Genomic DNA, 5,108 nt, shown 5'->3' with positions numbered 1-5,108 from the left:
TTAAGTTCGCCGCTACAGAATCAATTGTGCATTGTGAACTGTGGATTAAATTTAAAATTACATATCTATATTATATATAATATCAAACATATGTTCGTAAAACAATATGATTTTCTGTAAAATTTACCAATAAATTAAGCCTTGGTTTCCCAAGGCTTAATTGTTTATTTCTTTTTACTATTTTTAACTTCAGTCCATATATCGTCGAATAATCTTGTAGCTTCTCCTACATCTTTAATAAGCTCATTACCTTCTACTGCCTCTCTTGGCGGATAGACAGCTATGTCATTTAACTTATCTGGATCAATTAGAGGATAAGCTGCTTGATTTGGGTTTGCATAAGGGAATTCTTCAGATACTTGAGCACTAACTTCTGGTCTATAAATGAAGTTTATAAATTCCTCTGCTAACCTCTTATTTTTAGCATTTGCTGGTACAACAAAGTTGTCATACTGTGGAACTACCCCTTCTTTTGTTAGAACTGTTTCTAAATTAGGATTCTCAAGTTTTGCAAGATACGCCTCTGTACCCCATACATATCCTATTGAAGCTTCTCCGTTTATTAATAAGGTCTTTGGCGATTCACTATCAAAAGCTTTTACATTTGACATTAACTTTATCAAATCTTCCTTCGCCTTTTTAAGTTCTTCAGGATTTGTAGTGTTTATAGAATATCCATTCTTTTGAAGCGCCATACCTACAATAACTCTTGGGTCATCTAAGATAACCATAGAATTTTTAAACTCACTATCCCATAATCCATCAAAGGATGTGATTTCTTTTGATATTTTACTTCTATCCACTACTATATAATTGCCTCCCCACATATAAGGCAGGCTATATTTATTATTAGGATCAAACCCTAAATCTAATACATTTTCATCTATGTTCTCAAGATTAGGTACATTATCTTGATCTATTTCTTGGATTAAATTTTGCTTAATCATTATCTCAATAGCATAATCGCTAGTAACCACTAGGTCATAAGATATATTACCGCCCATAAGCTTTGCAAGCATTTCTTCATTGGAAGAAAAAGTAGCATAGTTAACCTTTACGTTATATTCTTTTTCAAACTGTTCTACAACTGATTCAGGTAAGAATTCAGACCAGTTAAATAGATTCAATACTTCTTTTTCAGTTTGTCCTACATTTCCAAATATAATAAAGCCTGCTCCAAATACCATTAGTGAAACTACTACTGTTGATAACGCTTTTTTAATCTTCTTATTCTTAAGAGCATTTCTTCTTATACCTTCAGCAATAAGTACCATACTTAAAGTAAATACCATCATTAATGTTGATAGAGCATTTATTTCTGGAGTAACACCAAACTTAACCATTGAAAATATCTTAAGTGGCAGTGTATTACTGTCTGGCCCAGAAGCAAAAAAGCTTATAATAACATCATCTAAAGATAAAGTAAATGCAAGCAATCCTCCTGCTATAATCCCTGGTGATATTACTGGCAATGTAACTTTAGTTAGAGTTTGCCAAGGGGTAGCACCAAGATCTAGTGCAGCCTCTTCTAAAGCAATATCAAATCCGTCTAATCTTGCTCTAACCACTATAATAACATAGGCAATACAAAATGTTATATGTGCAAGTATTAAAGTTAATAATCCTGCTTCTAAATTAAGTAAGGAAAAAAAGGCAAGCATTGATATACCCATAACTATTTCTGGAATAACCACTGGAATATATAATAATCCTTCCATAACCTTTTTTCCCTTAAATTTATACCTATACATACCAATAGCAGCTAGTGTACCTATAACTACTGCAAAAAAAGTACTCACAAAGGCTATAATTAAACTATTTTTTAACGCCTCTAATATTTGAGCATTATTTAATAGACTTTTATACCAATCTAGCGTAAATCCTGACCATGTAGCATTTAACTTTGATTTATTAAAAGAAAATACTATTAAAACTAAAATTGGTAAATATAAAAATCCATATACTAAAGCTGCATATATTTTACTTAATAAATTTTTTTTCTTATCCATTAGTTGCTAACCTCCTCTGCACCCTTTTTCGGTGTAGTTCCTTTAAAGTAAAGGCCAATAGCTATAAGCATTAGTATTATTACAATTACTGCTATAGCTGAACCAAATGGCCAATCTCTGGAGGTTAGGAACTGATTTTTAATTAGGTTAGAAATAAGCATTGTCTTACTTCCACCCATTAAATCTGATATAAAGAAATAACCTAATGTTGGTATAAATACAAGCATACATCCTGCTACAATACCAGGCATAGTTAAAGGTAAAGTTATTTCTTTAAAAGTTTTATATGGTGAAGCACCAAGATCATTGGCAGCTTCTATATAACTCATATCTAATTTTTCTATAGAAGTGTAAATAGGAAGTACCATAAACGGTAGCATTATATAAAGCATTCCTATAAACACAGCACCATCTGTGTAGAGCATTTGTATCGGATTGGAAATAAATCCAAATCTCATTAAATAGGTATTAATTACCCCTTCCGTTCTTAATAATATTATCCATGCATAAGTACGAACTAGTGAATTAGTCCAAAATGGAAGTATAACTAAAAGTAATAGAAGTCCTCTATATTTTTTATTAGCTCTTCCTATAAAATATGCAAATGGATATCCTATAATCAAACATCCTACAGTAGTACTAATAGAAATAATTAATGTCTTGATTAATATTTGTCCGTATACAGGAGATAATAATCTTTTATAATTGTCCAATGTAAAAGGTAACTGAATATCTCCATATTCACCTCTTGATAGAAAGCTAACTATTAGCACAAGAAGTAGCGGAACAATAAAAAATGTAATTAACCATATGGCCACTGGACCTATGGTTTTAAATATTGGGGCAGACTTTAAAAATCTTCTCTTAAAACCCTCTTGACTCTCTAATGAAGCATTTTTATTTTCTGTCCTATGCAATAGCTTTCCAAGAAAGTTTGAAAAAGCTTTGCTAAGTTTACCCCACATTATTGTACCACCACTGCGTGTTTAGGGTTCCATGTGGCAAACACGTATGGTTTATTATGGGCATCTAAGGAGTATACATCACTTATAGGCTCTGATACAACGAACTCCATGCCATTTTTAGTAACAACAACGGTTTTAATAACCGAACCATTATAAATTCTTTCTTTAACATTTACCTTTATTCCAACCATTCCAATATCAACATTATTTGAAAGTTTAATTCTTTCTGGTCTAATTGCAAGACAAATATCCTGTGTCATAGAAATCGGAGAATCAGTTATTAGTATTTCTTCTCCATCATCTTTATTTATAAGATATCTATCTTCACCTTTTTCTAAAATTGTACCTTCAAATAGATTAGTTTCACCAATAAAATTTGCAACAAACTTAGTTCTTGGTTTTTCATAGATCTCTGCTGGAGTGCCAACATGTTCTATAACACCTTTATTCATAACTACAATTCTATCAGACATAGTTAATGCCTCTTCTTGATCGTGGGTTACATAAATAAATGTAATACCTAACTTTCTTTGAAGCTGTTTTAACTCTAATTGCATTTGTTTTCTAAGTTTTAAGTCTAATGCTCCCAAAGGTTCATCTAATAAAAGCACTTTTGGATTATTTATAACAGCTCTTGCTATAGCAACCCTTTGCTTTTGACCACCTGAAAGTTCATTTGGCATTCTGTTTTCATAACCTTCAAGTTGAACCATTTTTAACATTTCACTTACTCTTGCTTTAATTTGGCCTTCTGACACATTTTTAACTTTTAAGCCAAAAGCTACATTTTCAAAAATATTCATATGAGGGAATAATGCATAACTTTGGAATACTGTGTTAACACATCTTTTGTATGCAGGTACTTTTGATACGTCTTCTTCATCTATCGAGATAGAACCTATGCTTGGATCTTCAAAACCTGCTATCATTCTTAATGTTGTTGTCTTACCACACCCACTGGGACCTAAAATTGTTAAAAATTCTCCCTTCCTAATATCTAGAGAAACCTCTTTAACTGCTAAGGAATCACTTCCTACGAATCTTTTGCTAATACCTTTTAATTGAACCATTACGTCAATCAAGAAAATCACCCCTACTTTATATTGTTTGTTTATGTAAATTTAAAATTACTAACTTTGTATAATTGACAATTTTAACTCGAAATCATCAAATCCCTTAAATCATGTTATATAAAAAAATAAAAAACCCCTGCATAAAAATTGCAGGGGTGTAGATTTCATAAGCATTTATCTTTTTGATAAAACTAGCTGTCTATGTATATGGATTATAAATTACTTTATAAATTTAGGACAAACTCCAAAGCGTTAACCAACGTTATCTTAATATTGTTTAAAACTACTTTTTTATTAAGATACTGTTGCTCCTATTTTCTCCATTAACCCCTCTTCTTTATTTATTTTAAATAATTGGTTTTTACTACTTATCGACTTATCCGTACTCATAATATCCCTCTTATCTCAAAATAAAATTTTTAATATTTATCTCTTAAATTTATAAAATGATAACCTATATAATAAAGCCATCAGCTTAGATTATACCAAAGCTATCAAGAAAATTCTACAATTTATTTATATTTATTTAATGTAAATTTAGACAATTGATTTACTTAACAAGTATATCATTAAGTCAAGTGATTTATAATATTATATTCTAATATCTCTATAAATTTCATGTTTTTCATAAATACATAAAAATATCCCCCAAATTCAATTGAAGGACATTTTTAATATCTCAAATTTAAACGCTATAAATTATTTAATCACCCTAAAAAAATCACCTAAAAATATTAGGTATTTGGCAGGGGCAGCAGGACTCGAACCCGCAACCAATGGTTTTGGAGACCACTACTCTACCAATTGAGCCATACCCCTATAACGAAGATTATCTTATCATATTTTAGTATATATTGTCAATATAAAGTTAATCAATGGAGAACTTAGACAATGAAGAATTGACGATGGACAATTGACAATTTATTGACGATGGACAATTGACAATTTGAGGTGGAAATTATTTTTAGGCAAAATAATTTCTTTAAACATATCTTTGACTAGCAATTTTATGTTGTTAGTCTTTTAAAAAAATTACTGCGTAACTTTAAGAAATAATCAAT

At 30.4% G+C, this 5,108-nt stretch carries 3 protein-coding genes and 1 tRNA gene; all 4 read right to left on the bottom strand.

The window, feature by feature from the left end:
- Positions 1-164: 164 nt before the first annotated feature.
- The 4 genes from B2W91_RS02165 to B2W91_RS02150 all read right to left on the bottom strand — a co-directional run bounded on the left by B2W91_RS02165 (position 165) and on the right by B2W91_RS02150 (position 4,866).
- A complete protein-coding gene (locus B2W91_RS02165) occupies positions 165-2,009 on the bottom strand; it encodes an extracellular solute-binding protein (protein ID WP_291578630.1) in 1,845 nt (614 codons plus the stop codon).
- On the bottom strand, positions 2,009-2,974 hold the full coding sequence (locus B2W91_RS02160; protein ID WP_291578629.1) for an ABC transporter permease: 966 nt from the start codon (positions 2,972-2,974) through the stop codon (positions 2,009-2,011). Before B2W91_RS02160 ends, B2W91_RS02165 begins: the two co-directional genes overlap by 1 nt.
- Complete coding sequence (locus B2W91_RS02155) at positions 2,974-4,056, bottom strand: ABC transporter ATP-binding protein (RefSeq protein ID WP_291578628.1); 1,083 nt, start codon at positions 4,054-4,056, stop codon at positions 2,974-2,976. The genes B2W91_RS02160 and B2W91_RS02155 overlap by 1 nt, the downstream gene beginning before the upstream one ends.
- A gap of 734 nt (positions 4,057-4,790) precedes the next feature.
- Positions 4,791-4,866, bottom strand: a tRNA-Trp gene (locus B2W91_RS02150).
- Positions 4,867-5,108 lie beyond the last annotated feature (242 nt).

The sequence above is a fragment of the Clostridium sp. UBA6640 genome (genome assembly GCF_002455975.1).
In the GTDB taxonomy this organism is placed as follows: Bacteria; Bacillota; Clostridia; order Clostridiales; family Clostridiaceae; genus Clostridium_J.
Note: the sequence above shows the minus strand (reverse complement) of the source record. Positions and strands in the feature narration are given on the sequence as shown.

Excerpts from the sequence above, each read along its gene's own strand:
- B2W91_RS02165 (WP_291578630.1), bottom strand. The coding sequence starts at position 2,009 with ATGGATAAGAAAAAAAATTTATTAAGTAAAATATATGCAGCTTTAGTA.
- B2W91_RS02160 (WP_291578629.1), bottom strand. The coding sequence starts at position 2,974 with ATGTGGGGTAAACTTAGCAAAGCTTTTTCAAACTTTCTTGGAAAGCTA.